This window comes from Streptomyces sp. 2131.1, assembly GCF_900105515.1.
GTDB lineage: Bacteria > Actinomycetota > Actinomycetes > Streptomycetales > Streptomycetaceae > Streptomyces > Streptomyces drozdowiczii.
In genome coordinates, this window is sequence record NZ_FNSY01000001.1 from 1,818,448 (window position 1) to 1,837,769 (window position 19,322).

The following is a 19,322-nucleotide window of genomic DNA, read 5'->3' on the forward strand; positions in this document are numbered from 1 at the left end:
GTCCCGCGCGTTTCCCGCGATGAGCGTTTCGTAGCATGAGCCGCGTGGAAGGCCCGGACGAGCACAAGAGCGCCCACGGCGACGAGATCGAGTCTCTCGCCGAGTTCGACGCGGCCGTGGCCGCCGGTTCGCTGGCCGGACGCCGCCTGCAGTCCGTGGACCTGACGGACCGAAGCGCGGACCTGCTCGCCACCGACACCTCCGGCGCCGTGTTCCTGGGCTGCCCGATGGGGCCGGCCGCCGAGGAGAAGGTCCGGGCCGACGGGGCGTTCGTCTTCCCGCCGGTCCCCGGCCTGCCCTTCGACCCGTACCGGGGCCTGCTCTACTCCCCCGACGCGCTGTACGACGGCCTCGCGCGGAAGGGGTACGAGGGCACTCCGGACGCCCTGGCCCACGACTGGTTCCGGCGGACCCACTCGGACGGGGACGCGTTCGCCTCGATGCTGCGGGCGCTCCACGACGACGCGATCTCCGACGCGCTGGAGGAGGTACTGGCCGGGGCCCGGGTGGTGGGGGTGATGGGCGGTCACGCGACGGCCCGGGGCAGCGCCGGTTACGCGGCGGCGGCCCGCCTCGGCAGGACCCTGGCCCGCGGCGGGTTCACGGTGGCGACCGGGGGCGGCCCGGGTGCGATGGAGGCGGCCAACCTGGGGGCGTACGCGGCGCCGCACCCCGACGCCATGCTGGACGAGGCGTGCGCGATGCTGGGCGAGGTCCCCTCGTTCACCCCGTCGGTCACCGACTGGGCGCGGGCCGCCTTCGCGGTACGGGAGCGCTGGCCGGACGGCGGTCCGTCGGTGGCGATCCCGACCTGGTTCTACGGTCACGAGCCGCCGAACCCGTTCGCCGGTTCCATCGCCAAGTACTTCACCAACGCGCTGCGCGAGGACGGGCTGCTGGCCCGGTCGGACGCGGGCGTGATCTTCCTTCCGGGCGCGGCCGGGACCGTGCAGGAGATATTCGACAGCACCACCCCGAACTACTACGAGTCACGCGGAGAGCCCGTCCCCATGGTGCTCGTCGGCCGCGACCACTGGACGCGCGAGTTTCCCGCCTGGCCGCTCCTGCAAACCCTGGCGGCCGGCCGGAGGATGGAATCCCGCATCGCGCTGGTCGACACGGTCGAGGAAGCACCCGCCGCCCTTGCCGGACTCTCGGGGGCGTAAACGCGATATCCCGTGGGAGCCGGGCGTGGTCCTCTGCCATTCTGCTCGCCATGTCCGCACGCAGTCGAAGGCTGCCCCGGCACCTGGCCTGGCCACTCACCTCCACGGACATCAGTGAGTGTCTCGGTCCCCGCATGGCCCGGGTCAAGGATCTGGCGTTCCTCTCCGGGCACGACAGCGGGACCATCGTCCTGGGAGTGACGTGGCTCGCTCCGAACCCCCAGAACTACGGCCGCGGCGTCCACCCGGACATGGTCGGCCTACACATCGGCGTCCACCCCGTCGACGCCACCGCACGCGCTGCCACCCGCGCCGTTCTCCGGGCGCAGATCCTTCCGCAACTCCGTGAATGGGTCACGCGGGCGATCGCCGCCGATGAGACCTGGCAGCTGACCGACCACGAGTACTACTGGCACATGGCCGACGGCCGGTGCAGCGGAGCACCCGACCGGTAGCGGTGCGGGCGCGCCCGACGGTCCGCCGCGGCGCTTGACCTTGACGCGGCGGCAAGGTTTCTACTGGCGGCATGCGAATCGGAGAGATCGCCGCGCTCGTGGGGCTCACCACCCGGGCGATCCGGCACTACCACCACGTCGGTCTGCTCCCGGAACCGGAGCGGCTCCCCAACGGCTACCGGGCGTACAGCGTCCGCGACGCCGTCCTCCTCGCCCGGGTGCGCCGGCTCACCGAACTCGGCCTCGGTCTCGACGAAGTGCGTGACGTCCTCGCCGATGACGCCGGGCGCGAACTGACCGAGGTGCTGGAGGAACTCGACGCGGACCTGGCCCGCCAGGAGGCGGCCATCCGGGAGCGCCGTCGCCGGCTCGGCGTCCTGCTCGCCGAGCCGCCCGGCGCCACCGGGCCCGTCTCGCCCGCCCTCGCCGCGCTGCTGGCACAGGCCCGCACGACGGATTCGCCGAGCGCGGCCAAGGACCGCGAGTACCTCACGCTGATGGACATCCCCGGTGCCGGCAACCAGGAGATCTTCGCCGTGTTCGAGACGCTGGTCGCCGACCCCGAGGTCATCGGGCTGTACGAGCGCCTGGACGCGCTCGCCGGGGCCCCGGCCGACGATCCGCGGATCGCGCCCCTGGCGGCCGACCTGATGGCAGCCGTCCCCGAGGAACTGTTCGCAGCGATTCCGGAGGACGGGGTGGTCGTGACCGGGCTCAAGGAGGCACTGCTCGCCGAGTACACCCCCGCGCAGGCGGAAGTCGTGAGCAGGCTCATGGACGCGTTCATCGCGAGGGGCCGGCGATGAGCGACCAGCCGAAAGACACGGGGATGAGCGACCGACCGAGAGACACGGGGATGAGCGGCCCGCCGAGGAACGCGGGGATGAGCGACCGGCCGAAGGGCAGACGGGCGGCACTGGCCGCCGTGCCGGTGCCGGTCCGCCGCCTCGTCCGCCACGAGCTGGGCGCCTTCGCCTCCCTGGGGCGGTGGGTCGGGCACCGCACGCACGGTGTGCGCCCCGGGGACCTCGCCGCCGCCTACACGGGGCCGCAGACCGCGATGCTGTACGGGCTGCTCTTCGTGATGGTCGTCGAGACGGTGGGCCTGGCCCTCCTCATCCCGTGGCCGGTGGTGCACCTGGTGTTCTTGGTGCTCGACCTGTACGGCGTCGTCCTCGTGACGGCCCTGCACGCGGCCTGTGTCACCCGGCCGCACGTCGTACGTCCCGACGGCTCGCTGCGGATCCGCTACGGGGCCCTGTTCGACCTCGTCGTACCGCAGGACGCGATCGCCTCGGTCCGGGTCGACCGACGCTATCCCGAGGGCCGCCTGATCACTCTCTCCGACGACGGGGTCCTCGACCTGATCGTGGGCAGCCAGACCTCGGTGACGGTGGAGCTGAACCGGCCGCTCCCCTTCACCCGGCCGCTCGGCGCCTCGGAGACGGCCCGCACCATCCGCTTCCACGCCGACGACCCACGCGCCCTGGCCGGCGCACTCCGGCAGCCCGCCTGAGGGTGCGCGGCCCGGTCAGAACAGGGCCGGAAGCACCACGGTCTCCGAGGCGTCGAAGGTGACCCCGACCCGCTCGCCCTCCTCCGGCGTCCCGCGCAGCGAGCACTCGGCGTCCAGCACCGGGCCCCGCTCGGGGTGCAGGGTCACGGCGACATGGCTGCCCCGGAAGGTGCGCGCCCCCACGACGCAGCGCAGCCCCTTATCCGGCCCGCCGATCCGGACCCCGGCCGGCCGCACCAGCAGATCGCACGCGCCCTGCGGCGACCCGGCCGGCACCGGCACCTCGCCCCAGTCCGTGTCCGCCGCCTCCCCCTCGACGGTCGCCTCGACCACGTTGTCGAAGCCCAGGAACCGGGCCACGAAGGCGGAGGCGGGTCGCTGCCACACCTCCAGCGGGGTGCCCACCTGCGCGACGCGGCCCTCACGCATCACGACGACCCGGTCGGCCAGCGCGAACGCCTCTCCCTGGTCATGGGTGACGGCGAGCACCGTGGTGCCGAGGCGGCCGAAGAGGGCGCGCAGTTCGACGACGAGCCGTTCTCGCAGACTGCGGTCCAGCTGGCCCAGGGGCTCGTCGAGCATCAGGAGCCTGGGGCTGGGGGCGAGGGCCCGGGCGAGGGCGACGCGCTGCTGCTCCCCGCCGGAGAGCGCGGCGACGGCCCGTCGTTCGGCGCCGGGGAGGCCCACGAGGTCGAGGAGTTCGGCGACCCGGCGATCCTGTTCGCCCCGGCCGGCCCCGTGCATCCGCAGGCCGAAGGCGACGTTGGCACCGACGTCCCGGTGCGGGAAGAGCTGGTGGTCCTGGAACATCAGGCCGAGGCCGCGCTGGTGGACGGGGATGCCGTCCTGGTCGGTGCCGTCGAGCAGGACCCGGCCGCCGTCGGCCTCCTGGAGCCCGGCGACCAGACGCAGCAGGGTGGACTTGCCGCTGCCGCTCGGCCCGAGCACGCAGACGATCTCGTGGTCGGCGACCTCCAGGTCCACCCCGTCGAGCGCGGCCCGGTCGCCGAAGCGGACGGTGGCCGATTCGAGCGTCAGCATCTTCTAGAACTCCCCGGATCGGTCGGTGCGGATGCGTTCGAGCAGCAGCAGCGACACCGCGCACACGAGCATCAGGATGGTGCTGAGGGCCATGGCCTGCCCGTAGTTGAGCTCCCCGGACCGGCCGAGGAGCCGTGCCACAGCGACCGGCAGCGTCGGGTTGTCCGGCCGCGCGATGAAGACGGTCGCCCCGAACTCCCCCAGCGACACGGCGAACGCGAACCCGGCGGCGACCAGCAGCGCCCGCCGTACCAGGGGGAAGTCCACCTCGCGCCAGGCCCGCAGCGGCGAGGCCCCGAGCACCGCGGCCGCCTCGCGCAGCCGGGCGTCCACCGCCCGAAGCACCGGCAGCATGGTCCGTACGACGAAGGGCACCCCGACCAGCGCCTGGGCCAGCGGCACCAGGATCCAGGAGGTACGGAGGTCCAGCGGCGGCTTGTCCAGGGTGATCAGGAAGCCGAAGCCGACGGTGACCGCGGAGACCCCGAGCGGCAGCATCAGCAGCGCGTCGAAGCCCCGGACGAGCCGGCCGGCCCGCCGGGTGAGCGCGGCGGCGGCGAGGCCCCCGACGACCAGGGCGATCAGCGTCGCGACGAGGGCGTAACGCAGGGAGTTGCCGATGGCCTCGATCGGCGCGACGAGGAACGTACCGCTGTTGGCGTCCGCCGAGGTGAGCGCGCGGTAGTAGGCGAGGCCGGAGCCGCCGAGCGAGCGTTCCACCAGCACGGCGAGCGGCAGCAGGATCAGCAGCAGCACGCTCACCAGCACCCCGCCGAGCAGCGCCCACTGCCCGGCGCCGCTCGGCCGGCGCGCCGTCTGGGCCGGGTCGACCAGCTTCAGGGCGCGCTCCCTGCGGCGTACGGTCCACGCGTGCACGGTGAGGATCGCGCCGACGGCGGCGAACTGCACGAGCGTCAGCACGGCGGCCGTGGGCAGGGCGAGCAGTTGCGCGGTCTGCCGGTAGATCTCCACCTCCAGCGTGGAGAAGCCGGGACCGCCGAGGATCTGTACGACCCCGAAGGAGGTGAAGGTGAAGAGGAAGACCATCAGCGCGGCGGCGGCCACGGCCGGGGCGAGCGCGGGCAGGGTGACGCGCCGCCAGGCGGTGAACCTGCTCGCGCCCAGCACCCGGGCGGCCTCCTCCTGGCGCGGGTCCAGCTGCGCCCAGAGCCCGCCGACGGTCCGGACGACGACCGCGTAGTTGAAGAAGACGTGCGCCAGCAGGATCGCCCACACGGTCGTGTCGAGCCGTACGCCCCACAGGTCGTCGAGCAGCCCGCCGCGCCCGAGCAGCGCGAGGAAGGCGGTGCCCACGACGACGGTCGGCAGCACGAACGGCACCGTGACGACGGCGCGCAGCACCTGTTTGCCGGGGAAGTCGAACCGGGCGAAGACGTAGGCGCCGGGCAGCGCGATCAGCAGGGTCAGCGCGGTGGAGGCGAGGGCCTGCCAGAGCGTGAACCACAGGACGTCGCGGATCTCCGGCCGGGCCAGCACCTCGCCGAACCGGCCGAACTGCCAGACGCCGTCCGCCTTGAGCCCCCGGCCGACGATCGCGGCGACGGGGTAAGCGAAGAACACGGCGAAGAAGGCGACGGGCACGGCCATCAGGCCGAGCCGCACCGCGCTGCCGCGCCGGGCCCGGGCTCGTGCGGACCTCCCGCGCGCGCCCGGTCCGCGTACGGGGGTCTTCGTTACTTCACTACGAGCGAGGACCACGACTGGACCCACTGCTCACGGTTCTTGGCGATGGCGTCCGGGGCGACGGTCGCCGGCTTGTCCGCGGTGGCACCGAACTTCGTGAAGAGCTCCGGCACCTTGGCGTCCTTGGCGACCGGGCTGACGAACATGGTGAGCGGCATGTCCTCCTGGAACTCCTTCCCGATGAGGAAGTCCAGCAGGGCCTTGCCGCCCGCCTCGTTCTTCGCGCCGTCCAGCAGACCGGCGAACTCGATCTGGCGGAAGCACGTCCCGGTGGCGACCCCGGTGGGCGCGGTCTTGGGCTGCGGGTCGGCGTACAGCACCTCGACGGGCGGGCTGGAGGCGTAGCTGACGACGAGCGGCCGGTCGGCCTTGGCCTTCTTGCCGCCCGCGGAGCCGGAGAACTCCTCGTTGTACGCCTGCTCCCAGCCGTCGACGACCTTGACGCCGTTGTCCTTCAGCTTCTTCCAGTAGTCCTGGTAGCCGTCCTCGCCGAAGGTGGCGACGGTGCCGAGGAGGAAGCCGAGGCCGGGTGAGGAGGTCGCGGCGTTCTCGGTGACGAGCAGGTTCTTGTACGCGGGCTTCGCCAGGTCGGCGAAGGTCTTCGGCGGCGCGAGCTTCCTGTCGGCGAAGTACTTCTTGTCGTAGTTGACGCAGATGTCGCCGGTGTCGACCGGGGTGACCCGGTGCTTGTCCGCGTCCAGCTGGACATCGGCCGGGACCCGGTCGAGTCCCTTGGCCTCGTACGGCGTGAACAGGCCGTTGTCGAGGGCGCGCGAGAGCAGGGTGTTGTCGACGCCGAAGAACACGTCGCCGCGCGGGGAGCCCTTGGTCAGGATCTCCTGGTTCAGGGCGGCGCCCGCGTCCCCGCTCTTGAGGACCTTGACGGTGTAACCGGTCTCCCGGGTGAACTCCTTCAGCACGTCCTTGGAGGCGTTGAAGGAGTCGTGGCTGACCAGCGTGACGGTCTTGGAGCCGGAGCCCTCGGTGGATCCGGAGCCGGACGCCGAGTCGTCGGAACTGCCGCAGCCGGCCAGCGCGGTGAGGCCGAGCGCGGCGGCGACGGCCGCGACCGCGGCCTTCTGGGTGGTGCTCATGTGTGATTCCTCCTGGAGTGACCAGGAAGAGACGCGGCCCCGCCCGCCCACCGGCCGTAGCCGGAAGCGGGCAGGGCGCAACAGCTTGAGTATGGTCCGAACTTCCTACCCGGAATGACCCGGGCGAGGTTCAGAGGGTCTGCGGCCAACCTGTCCTTGGTGCCGCACTCTCAGCGCTGTGGCGCTCCCCTGTCGGAATATGCAGTTGATTTCGGCCCCAGGCTACACGGCCGTTTTCAGCCGGGAGCCGGGTGCCCGGGGCCGCTCGTCCTCAGCGCTCGGAGGCCGCCAGCTGCCCGCAGGCACCGTCGATCTCCTGGCCCCGGGTGTCCCGGACGGTGACCGGCACGCCGTGGGACGCGATGGCCTCCACGAACGCGCGCTCGTCCTCGGGCCGCGACGCGGTCCACTTGGAACCGGGGGTGGGATTGAGCGGGATCAGGTTGACGTGGACGCGCTTGCCCTTGAGGAGCCGGCCGAGCCGGTCCCCGCGCCAGGCCTGGTCGTTGATGTCGCGGATCAGGGCGTACTCGATGGAGATGCGGCGGCCGGACTTCTCCGCGTACTCCCACGCGGCGTCCAGCACCTCGCGCACCTTCCACCGGGTGTTGACCGGCACGAGGGTGTCGCGCAGCTCGTCGTCCGGCGCGTGCAGCGAGACCGCGAGGCGGCACTTGAACCCCTCGTCGGCGAACCGCAGCATCGCGGGCACCAGGCCGACGGTGGAGACGGTGATCCCGCGCTGCGAGAGGCCGAGGCCGTCAGGCTCGGGGTCGGTGAGCCGGCGGATGGCGCCGACGACGCGGTTGTAGTTGGCCAGCGGCTCGCCCATGCCCATGAACACGATGTTGGACAGCCGGGCGGGGCCGCCGGGGACCTCGCCGTCGCGCAGGGCGCGCATGCCGTCCACGATCTGGTGGACGATCTCCGCGGTGGAGAGGTTGCGGTCGAGACCGGCCTGCCCGGTCGCACAGAACGGGCAGTTCATCCCGCAGCCGGCCTGCGAGGAGATGCACATGGTGACCCGCTCCGGGTAGCGCATCAGGACGGACTCGACCAGCGTCCCGTCGTGCAGCTTCCACAGGGTCTTGCGGGTGGTGTCGTCGTCGCAGCTGATGTGCCGGACGACGGACATCAGGTCCGGGAACATCGCCTCGGCGAGCTTGTCCCGCGATCCGGCCGGGATGTTGGTCCACTCGGCCGGGTCGTGCGCGTACCGCGCGAAGTAGTGCTGCGAGAGCTGCTGGGCGCGGAACGGCTTCTCGCCGACCGCGGCGACGGCTTCCCTGCGCTCGGCGGGCGTTAGGTCGGCGAGGTGCCGCGGCGGCTTCTTGGCTCCGCGGGGCGCGACGAAAGTGAGTTCTCCGGGCTTAGGCATGGTTCTTCCAGTGTCGCAGACGCGCGGAGGTACCCCGGCGCGTCGGCGGTGAGGGGCCGCTCACGGGGTAACCGGGACAGCACAGGGAGTTCGCAGCCGCCGCAGGAGGTAGGTGCCGTGCACACCGTCAAGCACTGGTTCAACGACAGCCTGCTCGGGCAGGGCCTGCTGGTCCTCGCGCTCGGTGTGGGCCTGAACGCACTGTTACGCCACGACGAGCATCCGGCCGTGTGGCTGGTCCAGGCCCTCTTCTACACCGTCGTCGTGATGGTGGCCGTGGCCCTCCAGCGGCGGCGGACGAGCCGGGCGACGGGCGCGTCCCCGGGTGCCATCGCCGGTCTCGACCGCAAGATCCGCCACCGTGAGGTGCCGAACGACCCCGAGGAACGGGCCGTGATGCGGCGACTGGTCGACGAGCATCTGGGGAAGATCGAACGGGGCAGGCGGTGGCTCCCGTTCTGGATGGCGTTCATGGGCGTGATCGTCGTGGCCATGTTCGTACTCGCCGCCACCAGCGGCGGCTCCCTGCTGTTCCCGCTGGCCTTCGCCGTGTTCATGGCGGCGTTCTGCGCCTGGATCCTGTGGATGCGCCGCCGGTCGCTGGCGCTGAACCGCGGCATGCGGAAGGCACTGCGCGAGCGCGGCTGACGCCACATGGCTGAGGGGCCACCGCTCGCGAGCGGTGGCCCCTCAGCCATGTGTGCGGTCCGGTCTCAGCCGGAGCCGACGAACAGCACCAGCAGCAGCCAGACCACCGGGGCGGTCGGCAGCAGCGAGTCCAGCCGGTCCATGATCCCGCCGTGGCCGGGCAGCAGCGTTCCCATGTCCTTGATGCCGAGGTCCCGCTTGATCATCGACTCGCCCAGGTCTCCGAGGGTGGCGCTGGCAGCGACCGCGAGGCCCAGCAGCAGCCCCTGCCACCAGGAACCGTCGTCGATCAGGAACTGCATGCACAGCGCACCGGCCACCATGGCGAAGGCGACCGCCCCGAACAGGCCCTCGCGGGTCTTGCCGGGGCTGATGCGCGGAGCGAGCTTGTGCTTGCCGAACCGCCAGCCGACCGCGTACGCCCCCGTGTCGCTGACCACGGTCAGCAGCAGGAAGGTCAGCACCCGCTGCGGCCCGTCGTCGGCCCTCAGGAGCATGGCGACGAAGGTGGCCAGGAAGGGCACGTAGAACGCGGCGAAGATGCCCGCCGTGACATCCCTGAGATAGTCCTCGGGCGGCTGCGCCATCCGCCAGACAAGGACCGCCAGGGCGGTCAGGGCCATGGCGACCCAGGCGCCCTCGGCCCCGCGCGCGTACCCGGCGACGACCATGGCGGCACCGCCGGCCGCGAGCGGTACGAGGGGCGCCTTGATGCCCTTGCGCTCCTCCAGGCGGGAGGTCAGCTCCCACAGCCCCACCACGACGGCGAGCGCGATGACGCCGACGAAGACGGCCTTGACGACGAAGAGCGAGACGACGACCAGAGCACCGAGCCCCAGGCCGACCCCTATGGCGGCTCCCAGGTCCCGGCCCGCACGCTTCTTCTGCGGAGGCGGGGGAGGCGGCGGCGCGGTGGGCATGGGCTCCTGCGGCTTCTCGTCGCGGAACAGGGGGCCGCCGCTCAGGCGTCCGGCCCCCTGGTCCCGGTGATCACGGTCTTCAGCGTCTCTACCTGCGTCGGGAACGTCCGGCACGATGGGCATGGGCCGAGTCTGCTGGGCGTCATGCACATCGTAGGCAGGACCCGCCGCAGCACCCTGCATCTCCGGCGCGACCCGGTGGCCGGCGCCCTGCGGAGCGCCCCAGGAGGAGTCGTTCATCAGACTTCGAGCAGCTCGGCTTCCTTGTGCTTCAGCAGCTCGTCCACCTGCGCGACGTACTTCGCGGTGGTGTCGTCGAGCTCCTTCTCGGCGCGGCGCACCTCGTCCTCGCCGGACTCCTTGTCCTTGACCAGCTTGTCGAGCGCTTCCTTGGCCTTGCGGCGGACGGCCCGGATCGAGATCTTGGAGTCCTCGGCCTTGGTCTTCGCGACCTTGATGTAGTCGCGGCGGCGCTCCTCGGTCAGCTCGGGGAAGTTGACCCGGATGATGTTGCCGTCGTTGCTCGGGTTGACGCCGAGGTCCGAGTCGCGGATGGCCTGCTCGATGTTGCGCAGCGCGGTCTTGTCGAACGGCGTCACGACGGCCATACGGGGCTCGGGCACCGAGAACGAGGCCAGCTGGTTGATCGGGGTCGGCGCGCCGTAGTAGTCGGCGACGATCTTGTTGAACATCGCCGGGTGCGCACGGCCGGTACGGATCGCGGCGAAGTCCTCTTTCGCCACGACGACGGCCTTCTCCATCTTCTCCTCGGCCTCGAGGAGGGTTTCTTCGATCACCACGTGCTCCTGCGTGTCTTGAACGGGCCCGGCGGGCCCGGCGGGTCCTGCGTCGCGTCCTCACCTGCACGGTGTCCGACCGGCAGGCCGTTGTCCATCTTCCGGGGCGGTCCCGCGCCCCGGGCCCACCGGGGCTCACCGGTGGGGGCACCCGTTGTCAGGCGCGGGTGTCCTGGTCGCTCACGAGCGTGCCGATCTTCTCACCCTTGACGGCGCGGGCGATATTGCCGGTGGCCGTGAGCTCGAAGACGAGGATCGGCAGCTCGTTGTCACGGCAGAGCGTGATGGCGGTGGCGTCGGCGACCTTGAGGTCGCGGGCGAGCACCTCGCTGTACTCCAGCGCGTCGAACTTCACCGCGGCGGGGTTGGTCTTCGGGTCGGAGTCGTAGACCCCGTCCACGCCGTTCTTCCCCATGAGCAGCGCTTCGGCGTCGATCTCCAGGGCGCGCTGGGCGGCGGTGGTGTCGGTGGAGAAGTAGGGCATGCCCATGCCGGCGCCGAAGATGACGACCCGCCCCTTCTCCAGGTGCCGGACGGCGCGCAGCGGGATGTACGGCTCCGCGACCTGGCCCATGGTGATGGCGGTCTGGACGCGGGAGTCGATGCCCTCCTTCTCCAGGAAGTCCTGGAGGGCGAGGCAGTTCATCACGGTGCCGAGCATGCCCATGTAGTCGGAGCGGGCCCGGTCCATGCCGCGCTGCTGGAGCTCCGCGCCGCGGAAGAAGTTGCCGCCGCCGATGACGATCGCGATCTCCGCGCCGTCCCGGACGACGGCCGCGATCTCGCGGGCGATGGCGTGCACGACGTCGGGGTCGACACCGAGGCCCCCGCCGCCGGCGAACGCCTCTCCGGACAGCTTCAGCATGAAGCGTCCGCGCACCTTGCCGTCCTCGCGCTTGTCGTCGTCTTTGGCGGCGTCCGCGCCCTTGTTCATGGGGATTCTCCTCGTGCACATACGAAGAAGGCCATTGCCGGTGGGTCTGGTGTCCCTTGCGGCAATGGCCTCCTCGTCAGATCTGCGGTCGTACGGCGGTGTGCGGCCGTCGACTGCACCAGACCCTACCGGGTCCGCCGTTTTTCGCGGACGGACTCAGATGCCGACCTTGATACGCGTGAAGCGCTTCAGGGTCACACCGGCCTCGTCCAGAACCTTCTGGACCGACTTCTTGTTGTCCAGCGCGTACGGCTGGCCGAGGAGGGTGGCCTCCTTGAAGAAGCCGTTGACGCGACCCTCGACGATCTTCGGGAGGGCGGCCTCGGGCTTGCCCTCGGCGCGGGTGGTCTCCTCGGCGACGCGGCGCTCGGCCTCGACGACCTCGGCCGGGACGTCCTCGCGGGAGAGGTACTTCGGCGCGAAGGCGGCGATGTGCTGGGCGAGGCCCTTGGCCAGGTCGGCGTCGGCCTTGTCCAGCTCGACCATGACACCGATCTGCGGGGGCAGGTCGGGCATGGTGCGGTGCATGTAGACCGAGACGAAGGCACCCTGGAACTGCGCGAAGCGGTCCAGGACGATCTTCTCGCCGAGGTTGGCGTTGGCCTCGTCCACGTACGCCTGGACGGTCTTGCCGGGCTCGATCTCGGAAGCGAGCAGCGCCTCCAGGTCGGCCGGGGAGGTCGCGGCGACGTGCGCGGCCAGCGCGTTGGCGACGGCCTGGAACTTGTCACCCTTGGCGACGAAGTCGGTCTCGCACTTCAGCTCGACGAGGACACCGGAGGTGCTGTCCTCGGAGACGAGGGAGACGACCGCGCCGTTCTCGGCGGAACGGCCCTCGCGCTTGGCGACGCCCTTCTGGCCCTTGATACGGAGCGCCTCGACGGCGCCGTCGACGTTGCCGTCGGCCTCGTCGAGCGCCTTCTTGCAGTCCATCATGCCGGCGCCGGTGAGCTCGCGGAGCTTCTTGACGTCAGCGGCGGTGTAGTTCGCCATGAGTCTGTGTTCTCTCTCGAAGTCTGAAAGATCTACGGGTGGACGGCGGGGGCGGTGCCAGTGCACCGGCCCCCGCCGTCTTCAGCCGTGACGGGTGTCAGGCCTGCTCGGCGTCCGCGTCCGCGGCCGGGGCCTCGGCCTCGGCCTGCTCGGCGGCGATGGCCTCCGGCTTCGCGTCGGCGTCGGCGTCCTTCTCGGTCTCGGCGGAGGACTGGACCTCGGCGTCGGCCTTCTTGTCGCCCTCGAGCAGGTCACGCTCCCACTCGGCGAGGGGCTCGCCGGCGGCCTTCTCGCCCGGCTTCGAGTCGCCGGTCGCGGCACCGGAGCGGGCGATGAGGCCCTCGGCGACGGCGTCGGCGATCACGCGGGTGAGCAGCGTGACGGAGCGGATCGCGTCGTCGTTGCCCGGAATCTTGTAGTCGACCTCGTCGGGGTCGCAGTTGGTGTCGAGGATCGCGACGACCGGGATGTGGAGCTTGCGCGCCTCACCGACGGCGATGTGCTCCTTCTTGGTGTCGACGACCCAGACGGCGCTCGGCACCTTCTGCATCTCGCGGATACCACCGAGGGTCTTCTCCAGCTTGGCCTTCTCGCGGGAGAGGACCAGGAGCTCCTTCTTGGTGAGGCCGGAGGCGGCCACGTCCTCGAAGTCGATGAGCTCGAGCTCCTTCAGACGCTGAAGGCGCTTGTAGACGGTGGAGAAGTTGGTGAGCATGCCACCGAGCCAACGCTGGTTGACATACGGCATGCCGACGCGCGTCGCCTGCTCGGCGATGGCCTCCTGGGCCTGCTTCTTCGTACCCACGAACATGATGGAGCCGCCGTGCGCGACGGTCTCCTTGACGAACTCGTAGGCGCGGTCGATGTACGACAGCGACTGGAGCAGGTCGATGATGTAGATGCCGTTGCGCTCGGTGAAGATGAAGCGCTTCATCTTCGGGTTCCAGCGACGGGTCTGGTGACCGAAGTGGACGCCGCTTTCCAGCAGCTCCCGCATCGTGACGACGGCCATGGCCGTACTCCTTGAGGTACTCGGTTATCGCGGCAGCAGGTTTGCTGTCGCGCCTGACGTCCCGGCGCGCCTGCCACAAGGGACCGAGGGGCGCGGCCACCTCCGCTGAGCGGGTGGTGGCGGGGCGTGCGAAGTCGACCCGGTGACCCGGGCCGCAGAAGAAGTGTACGGGACCGTCCGGGTCCCGGGTGACGGCGCTGTCCACAACCGGCGGGTAGTCCACAGATCCGGCTCATGATCCCCACGCGGCCGGGGGCCGGGGGACGGTGGTGCCATGCGAATCACATGCGAACGGACGCGGTGGTGGCTGCCCTGGGCCGTGGTGCTCGCCGCGCTGACGGCGTGGGGCGGGTGGCCGGGTGCCGCCGTGGCGGCGGACGCCGACGGACGTGTCTGGCCCCTGGCGGGGCGCCCGTCGGTGGTACGGGGGTGGGAGCCGCCCGCCGGTCCGTACGGGCCGGGCCACCGCGAGGCGGACCTGGCCGCGGCCCCGGGCACCGAGGTGCTGGCCGCCGCGGGGGGCCGGGTCTCGTTCGCGGGCACGGTCGCCGGCCGCGGGGTGCTCTCGGTCGAGCTCGCCGGGACGGGGGACCCGCCCCTGCGGACCACGTACGAGCCGGTGCGCCCGCTCGTCGCGAAGGGCGACGAGGTCGCGGTGGGCCAGACGGTGGCCGTGCTGGAGGCGGGGCCGTCGCACTGCGCGGCGGGATGCCTGCACTGGGGCCTGCGCCGCGGGGACGCCTATCTGGACCCGCTGTCGCTGCTGCCCCCGTCGTTGCTGCGTCACGGCCCGTCGCGGCTGCTGCCGGTGTTCGGGGTGCCGTTGCCGGATGCGGGGGTGGTGTCGGGTGCGGGGGTGTCGGCCGGACACGAACCCGCCGGGTCCGCCTGCTGGTGGTGCTCGGGGTGCCGTGGTGGCGGCGTCAGTCCCGGGTGGCGGCGCCCCGGACGCCGTCGAGGATCATCGCGACGGCGGTGTCGGCGATGACACCGGGCCGCTCCGCCACGCTCAGTTCGATACGCCGGACCGCCGCGTCCACGGAGCCCTGCAGGAGCATCGCGGCGAGGCGGGGCTCCTCGTGACCGAGGTCGCCGAGCGCCTCGACGATCATGGCGATCAGACCGCCGTGCGCGGCCCGGATCTTCTCGCGGGCGCCCGCGTCCAGCTCGCTGGCGGAGATGGCGACCACGGCCCGGTGGCGCCGGTCCCCGACGAGGTCGAGCTGGCGCCGGACGTACGCCTCGATCTTTTCCTCGGGCGTGCCCGCGCGCTCCATCGCGCTCTCCACCTCGGACGCCCAGACGGGGAAGTCGACGGCGCAGAGCTCCTCGACGACGGCGGCCCGGGAGCGGAAGTACTCGTAGACGGAGGACCGGGCGAGGCCCGTGCGTTCGGCGAGGGCGGGGAAGGTCAGCGCTTCCGTGCCCCCTTCGGACAGCAGGGAGCGCGCTGCGTCCAGGAGGGCGCCGCGCTGCATGGTCCGGTGCTCGGCCACGGAGGCCGCTCGAATCCTGGGCACGCCTCCACTCTACGGCGACCCCCACCCCGAGGTACGCCCACGCCCCCGAGGTGGCCGAACCGGTGCGCCCGACGGGTCTGGCGACGCGCGGCCGGGGGCGGCCCGGCACCGCGCACGGCGCCCCGCCGCCCCCGGCCCGCAGGCGCCTCGCCCCTCGGCGCGCGCCCGGGGCCTCAGCGGCCCGCGTCCGCCAGCTTCGCGCGGAGCTGGAGCACCGACTTGGTGTGGATCTGGCTGACCCGGCTCTCGGTGACCCCGAGGACGTTGCCGATCTCGGCGAGGGTCAGGCCCTCGTAGTAGTAGAGCGTGACGACCGTCTTCTCACGGTCCGGGAGGGTGTTGATCGCCCGCGCGAGGAGCCGTCTCAGCTCGCGGTCCTCCGCCACCTCCACCGGGTCGTCGGCGGCGGTGTCCTCCAGCGTGTCCATGAGGCTCAGCCGGTCGCCGCCCTCGCCGCCGACATGGAGCAGCTCCTCCAGCGCCACCACGTTGGCCAGGGACAACTGGCTGAAAACCGCGTGCAGTTCGTCCAGCGTGACGTCCATCTCCGCCGCGACCTCCGCCTCGGAGGGGGTACGGCGCAACTGCGCCTCCAGCGTGGCGTAGGCGCGTTCGACGGCGCGCGCCTTCTGCCGCACGGAGCGCGGAATCCAGTCCAGCGCCCGGAGTTCGTCGATCATCGCGCCGCGGATGCGGGTGATCGCGTACGTCTCGAACTTGATGGCCCGTTCGATGTCGAACTTCTCGATCGCGTCGATCAGTCCGAACACCCCGGACGAGACGAAGTCCGCCTGCTCGACGTTGGACGGCAGCCCCACGCTCACCCGCCCGGCGACGTACTTCACCAGGGGCGAGTAGTGCAGGATCAGCTGCTCCCGCAGCCGTCCGTCGCCCGTCGTCTTGTACGAACGCCACAACTCGTCGAGCGAGGACGGGGCGGGAGGGCGCACAGTGCCACGCGCAGCCGGTGGAACTGCCGCGCGGTCAGACCCGGAGGTGTGCTGGGGCATGTGGTGCCTTGAGCCGTTCTGCCGTGAAGTACTGGGACTTGTCTCTGGGGCGGAATCCTTGTGAGCGTAGCGTGACTGAGTTGTCGCGGTGCGCGCAGGATAGAGGATGGGGGCCGTGCGCTCACGGGCGTACGGACCTGACGCGCGACCCGGCCGCGGACATGACAGCCCGGCGGGGTGCGGCCAGGTCGGGCACCCGGGGCCGTCGCCGCAGGCATCGGCCCCGGAGCCACCGTCGAAGCGCCGCCGAGGTCATCGGGCTCACCTTTTCACCCGAATGCTCCAGATCAAGAACCGCCTCGCCGCGCGTCGTCCCGGCAAGTCGCCCGCTGCGTCAACCTCCATCCCTCGCCCTCGCGTTCGACGAATCCCAGTGAGTGCAGTTCGTACAGCTTGCCGAGGGCCTCGTCGGCGCTCGTCCCGGCGGCGCGCGCCACCTCCCTCGCGTCTACGGCGGTACGGGCGGGCAGCGCGTCGAGCACCCTCCCGGCGACGGCGCCGAGCAGGTCGCGGGCCACCACCGGGCCCCTCCTGGACGGCGCCAGGTCCCCGATGTCCCCCACCAGCTCGACGACTTCGGCGGCGTCCGTCACCAGCACCCCGTCCCCGCGCAGCAGTTCGTGGACACCGGCCGACAGGCCACTGGTCGCCGGCCCCGGAACCCCCATGGTGAATCGCCCCAACCGCTGTGCGACCCGCGCCGTGACCAGGGAACCGCTGCGGTACTCCGCCTCCACGACCACCGTCCCCCGCGTCAACGCCGCGATCACCCTGTTCCGCAGGATGAACCGGCTGCGCGTGGGGTGCTCGGACGGCGGCAGCTCCCCGATGACGAGCCCCTGCCCGGCCACCCGCCCGATCAGCTCGGCGTGCCCGCGGGGGTAGGCCACGTCCACCCCGCATGCCAGCACCGCCATCGTCGCGCCGCCGGCGGCCAGCGCGCCCCGGTGCGCCGCCCCGTCCACCCCGAAGGCGGCGCCCGAGACCACCACCCAGCCCCGCTCCGCGAGGCCCGCGCCCAGCGTCGTCGCCATGTGCGCCCCGTACGGTGTGCAGGCCCGGGCGCCGACCACCGCGACCGAGCGCAACGCCCACAGCCGCAGGTCGGGCCCGCCCCGCACCCACAGCCCGGTCGGCCTTGCGTCGCCCAGGTCGTCGAGCTGGGTCGGCCACTCCCGGTCGCCCGGGCAGACGAAGCGCCCGCCGACCGCCGCGACCGCGGCCAGATCGCGCTCGGGATCGACGCCCGCCGCCCGGAGCCGGCAGCCGGCCAGCCGCCGCACGGTCATGCCGCTCAGCCGCTCGGCCTCCCCGCCCGGGTCCGTGATCCGGCGCCAGAGCTCCACGGCACCGCACTCCCGCAGCCACCGCCCGCCCCGCTCGTCCCCCGGCTCCAGCACCCGCGTCAACGCCGCCCTGGCCAGCCGCTCCGGCGCTGCCACACCGCCGGCCGCCCCCGCGTCCGCCCCGTACGCGAGCCCCGCTCCCCCGCACGCCGTCATGCCGCCCCCGCCCCGAGCGCCGCCCCGCGCGGGATGCCGCTGCGCAGCTCCAGGGCCGTCATGACGTCGGCGGCCTCCGGGCGGCCCGCGCCACGCAGGTCCGCGATAGTCCACGCGACCCGTAGCACCCGGTCCAGGCCGCGTGCCGTGAGCAGCCCGCGCTCCATGTCCCGCTCGGCCACCATCAGCGCGCCCGGAGCCACGGCCAGCCGGGTCCGCAGCTCGTGGCCGGGCACCTCGCTGTTCGTCGTCCACGGGGTGCCGGCCAGCCGCTCGGCCGCCCGTGCCCGGGCCTCCAGCACCCGGGCGGCGACGGTCTCGGTGGTCTCGCCCCGGCCGCCCCGGCCGCCCCGGCCCATCAGGTCCTCGCGCGTGACCGGTTCGACGGCGACCCTGAGGTCCACCCGGTCGAGCAGCGGCCCGGAGAGCCTGGCATGGTAGCGCCGCACCGCCGACGGCGGGCACTCGCAGCCGGCCCCGCTCAGGGTGTGCCGCCCGCACGGGCACGGGTTGGCGGCGAGCACCATGAGGAACCGGGCCGGCAGCCGCACCACACCGGCGCTACGGGCCACCACGACGTGCCCGGACTCCAGCGGCTGGCGCAACCCGTCCAGGGCCTTCACGGAGAACTCCGGCGCCTCGTCCAGAAAGAGAATCCCGCGATGAGCGAGGGAGACGGCGCCCGGCCTGGGCAGCCCGTTTCCCCCGCCGACCAGCGACTGCATCGTGGCCGAGTGGTGCGGCGCGCAGTACGGCGCCCGGGAGACCAGCGGCTCGCCCGGCGGCAGGATGCCGGCCACCGAGTGCACGGCGGTCACTTCGAGGGACTCCTGCCGGGTGAGCGGCGGGAGGATCGCGGGCATCCGCTCGGCCAGCATCGTCTTGCCCGCGCCCGGCGGGCCGGTCAGCAGGAGGTGGTGGCCGCCGGCCGCGGCGATCTCCAGGGCCTTGCGGGGCCGCTCCTGGCCCGCCACGTCCGCCAGGTCCGGCCGGGCGCCCTCCCCCGCCGCGGGACCCCTGGTGAGGCCGGTGCCCAGTCCGGCGCCGGGCACCATCAGTCCGGCGAGCATGGGGTCGGGGCGGCCCTCCTCGTGCGCCCGCCGCTCGTCCGGCACCGGCTCGTCGCAGAGCACCGCGATCAGCTGCCGCAGGCTGCGCACCCCGAGCACGGAGACGCCGGGCACGAGGGCCGCCTCGCCCGCGGTCTGCTCCGGGACCACCACCTGCCGGTAGCCGGCGTCGGCCGCCGCCAGGACTGCGGGCAGCACGCCCCGTACTGGGCGCACCCGGCCGTCCAGGCCCAGCTCGCCGATCATCACCACGTCGTCGATGGACGCCGGGTCGATCCGCTCCGCCGCCCCGAGCACCGCACACGCGACGGCGAGGTCGAAACCGGAGCCGCCCTTGGGCACCGAGGCCGGGGAGAGCCCCACGGTGAGCTTCTTCTGCGGCCACTCCGCCCCGGAGTTGACCACGGCCGCCCTGACCCGGTCCCGGCTCTCCACCAGGCTCTTGTCCGGCAGCCCCACCAGGGTGAACGCCGCCACCCCGGCCTCCAGGTCCGCCTGGACCTCCACCACCACGCCCTCGACGCCCACCAGGGCCACCGAGCAGGCACGCGCGAACCCCATC

General features: G+C 72.3%; 19 protein-coding genes and 1 riboswitch. Of the genes, 6 read left to right on the top strand and 13 right to left on the bottom strand.

Features of this window, described 5'->3' with window-relative positions; translation table 11 throughout:
- Positions 1 to 35: 35 nt before the first annotated feature.
- The 4 genes from BLW14_RS07945 (at position 36) to BLW14_RS07960 (ending at position 3,137) form a co-directional block, all read left to right on the top strand.
- Positions 36 to 1,166, top strand: coding sequence for an LOG family protein (locus BLW14_RS07945; RefSeq protein WP_093705723.1), 1,131 nt, complete (start codon positions 36 to 38; stop codon positions 1,164 to 1,166).
- 134 nt (positions 1,167 to 1,300) lie between these two features.
- A complete protein-coding gene (locus tag BLW14_RS07950) occupies positions 1,301 to 1,621 on the top strand; it encodes a hypothetical protein (RefSeq protein WP_093705725.1) in 321 nt (106 codons plus the stop codon).
- Positions 1,622 to 1,692: 71 nt separating this feature from the next.
- Positions 1,693 to 2,427 carry a MerR family transcriptional regulator gene (locus BLW14_RS07955; protein WP_093705727.1) on the top strand — a complete coding sequence of 245 codons (735 nt, stop codon included), beginning with the start codon at positions 1,693 to 1,695 and terminating at the stop codon, positions 2,425 to 2,427.
- A 50-nt stretch (positions 2,428 to 2,477) separates the two neighbouring features.
- On the top strand, positions 2,478 to 3,137 hold the full coding sequence (locus BLW14_RS07960; RefSeq protein ID WP_093705729.1) for a hypothetical protein: 660 nt from the start codon (positions 2,478 to 2,480) through the stop codon (positions 3,135 to 3,137).
- Positions 3,138 to 3,152: 15 nt separating this feature from the next.
- Here the strand turns inward: BLW14_RS07960 and BLW14_RS07965 are convergent, their stop codons facing one another.
- The 4 genes from BLW14_RS07965 to rlmN form a co-directional block, all read right to left on the bottom strand.
- The gene (locus BLW14_RS07965) at positions 3,153 to 4,178 is read right to left on the bottom strand and encodes an ABC transporter ATP-binding protein (protein WP_093705731.1); all 1,026 of its coding nucleotides are present in this window, start codon (positions 4,176 to 4,178) and stop codon (positions 3,153 to 3,155) included.
- 3 nt (positions 4,179 to 4,181) lie between these two features.
- On the bottom strand, positions 4,182 to 5,786 hold the full coding sequence (locus BLW14_RS07970) for an ABC transporter permease (protein WP_093710676.1): 1,605 nt from the start codon (positions 5,784 to 5,786) through the stop codon (positions 4,182 to 4,184).
- A gap of 86 nt (positions 5,787 to 5,872) precedes the next feature.
- Complete coding sequence (locus BLW14_RS07975; RefSeq protein ID WP_093705733.1) at positions 5,873 to 6,976, bottom strand: thiamine ABC transporter substrate-binding protein; 1,104 nt, start codon at positions 6,974 to 6,976, stop codon at positions 5,873 to 5,875.
- A gap of 84 nt (positions 6,977 to 7,060) precedes the next feature.
- Positions 7,061 to 7,177: riboswitch (TPP riboswitch) on the bottom strand.
- A gap of 70 nt (positions 7,178 to 7,247) precedes the next feature.
- On the bottom strand, positions 7,248 to 8,354 hold the full coding sequence (gene rlmN / locus BLW14_RS07980) for a dual-specificity RNA methyltransferase RlmN (RefSeq protein WP_093705735.1): 1,107 nt from the start codon (positions 8,352 to 8,354) through the stop codon (positions 7,248 to 7,250).
- Positions 8,355 to 8,471: 117 nt separating this feature from the next.
- On the opposite strand from rlmN, the gene BLW14_RS07985 reads away from it, so the two are divergent.
- The gene (locus tag BLW14_RS07985) at positions 8,472 to 9,002 is read left to right on the top strand and encodes a hypothetical protein (RefSeq protein ID WP_093705737.1); all 531 of its coding nucleotides are present in this window, start codon (positions 8,472 to 8,474) and stop codon (positions 9,000 to 9,002) included.
- A 65-nt stretch (positions 9,003 to 9,067) separates the two neighbouring features.
- Here the strand turns inward: BLW14_RS07985 and BLW14_RS07990 are convergent, their stop codons facing one another.
- The 5 genes from BLW14_RS07990 to rpsB all read right to left on the bottom strand — a co-directional run bounded on the left by BLW14_RS07990 (position 9,068) and on the right by rpsB (position 13,658).
- The gene (locus tag BLW14_RS07990; RefSeq protein WP_093705739.1) at positions 9,068 to 10,162 is read right to left on the bottom strand and encodes a phosphatidate cytidylyltransferase; all 1,095 of its coding nucleotides are present in this window, start codon (positions 10,160 to 10,162) and stop codon (positions 9,068 to 9,070) included.
- A complete protein-coding gene (frr, locus tag BLW14_RS07995) occupies positions 10,162 to 10,719 on the bottom strand; it encodes a ribosome recycling factor (protein WP_018102371.1) in 558 nt (185 codons plus the stop codon). The genes BLW14_RS07990 and frr overlap by 1 nt, the downstream gene beginning before the upstream one ends.
- A gap of 157 nt (positions 10,720 to 10,876) precedes the next feature.
- On the bottom strand, positions 10,877 to 11,653 hold the full coding sequence (gene pyrH / locus BLW14_RS08000) for a UMP kinase (protein WP_093705741.1): 777 nt from the start codon (positions 11,651 to 11,653) through the stop codon (positions 10,877 to 10,879).
- Positions 11,654 to 11,809: 156 nt separating this feature from the next.
- Positions 11,810 to 12,646: a translation elongation factor Ts gene (tsf, locus tag BLW14_RS08005; RefSeq protein ID WP_093705743.1), complete on the bottom strand. Its 837-nt coding sequence runs from the start codon at positions 12,644 to 12,646 to the stop codon at positions 11,810 to 11,812.
- Between the two features lie 97 nt (positions 12,647 to 12,743).
- Positions 12,744 to 13,658, bottom strand: coding sequence for a 30S ribosomal protein S2 (rpsB, locus tag BLW14_RS08010; protein ID WP_093705745.1), 915 nt, complete (start codon positions 13,656 to 13,658; stop codon positions 12,744 to 12,746).
- A gap of 274 nt (positions 13,659 to 13,932) precedes the next feature.
- Here rpsB and BLW14_RS08015 point away from each other — a divergent pair, with 274 nt between their 5' ends.
- Positions 13,933 to 14,646 (top strand): M23 family metallopeptidase, encoded by a 714-nt coding sequence (locus BLW14_RS08015; protein WP_093705747.1) that lies wholly within the window; start codon positions 13,933 to 13,935, stop codon positions 14,644 to 14,646.
- On the opposite strand, the gene BLW14_RS08020 is transcribed toward BLW14_RS08015, so the two are convergent.
- The 4 genes from BLW14_RS08020 to BLW14_RS08035 all read right to left on the bottom strand — a co-directional run bounded on the left by BLW14_RS08020 (position 14,582) and on the right by BLW14_RS08035 (position 19,321).
- A complete protein-coding gene (locus BLW14_RS08020; RefSeq protein ID WP_093705749.1) occupies positions 14,582 to 15,154 on the bottom strand; it encodes a TetR/AcrR family transcriptional regulator in 573 nt (190 codons plus the stop codon). The two genes, BLW14_RS08015 and BLW14_RS08020, sit on opposite strands and share 65 nt — an antisense overlap.
- A 197-nt stretch (positions 15,155 to 15,351) precedes the next feature.
- Positions 15,352 to 16,188, bottom strand: coding sequence for an RNA polymerase sigma factor WhiG (gene whiG, locus BLW14_RS08025; protein ID WP_026242485.1), 837 nt, complete (start codon positions 16,186 to 16,188; stop codon positions 15,352 to 15,354).
- A gap of 287 nt (positions 16,189 to 16,475) precedes the next feature.
- Complete coding sequence (gene dprA, locus BLW14_RS08030; protein WP_093705751.1) at positions 16,476 to 17,690, bottom strand: DNA-processing protein DprA; 1,215 nt, start codon at positions 17,688 to 17,690, stop codon at positions 16,476 to 16,478.
- Positions 17,687 to 19,321, bottom strand: coding sequence for a YifB family Mg chelatase-like AAA ATPase (locus BLW14_RS08035; RefSeq protein ID WP_093705752.1), 1,635 nt, complete (start codon positions 19,319 to 19,321; stop codon positions 17,687 to 17,689). The genes dprA and BLW14_RS08035 overlap by 4 nt, the downstream gene beginning before the upstream one ends.
- Between the last annotated feature and the right edge of the window lies 1 nt (position 19,322).